Origin of the sequence: Janthinobacterium sp. NKUCC08_JDC (assembly GCF_019345575.1) — a bacterium.
Taxonomy (GTDB): domain Bacteria; phylum Pseudomonadota; class Gammaproteobacteria; order Burkholderiales; family Burkholderiaceae_D; genus Janthinobacterium; species Janthinobacterium aestuarii.
Genome location: NZ_JAHKQW010000061.1, coordinates 1 through 238 on the forward strand (window position 1 = coordinate 1; position 238 = coordinate 238).

Annotated in this window: 2 tRNA genes; both read right to left on the reverse strand. The window is 52.9% G+C overall.

The window, feature by feature from the left end:
* Window positions 1-33: 33 nt before the first annotated feature.
* Window positions 34-109 (reverse strand) — tRNA-Ala (locus KO538_RS29110).
* Window positions 110-128: 19 nt separating this feature from the next.
* Window positions 129-205, reverse strand: a tRNA-Ile gene (locus KO538_RS29115).
* Between the last annotated feature and the right edge of the window lie 33 nt (window positions 206-238).

Here is a 238-nt window from a genome sequence, read left to right on the forward strand (position 1 = left end):
ACCGGCTTACGTTTGCACTTTCGAGTAAAACTTTGGTGGAGGATGACGGGATCGAACCGACGACCCCCTGCTTGCAAAGCAGGTGCTCTCCCAGCTGAGCTAATCCCCCTGAGATTTTACTAATTAGCTGGTAGGGCTGGTTGGACTCGAACCAACGACCCCCGCGTTATCAACACGGTGCTCTAACCAGCTGAGCTACAGCCCCAACGCGGAACTACTACGACTACTGTTTCTTCTT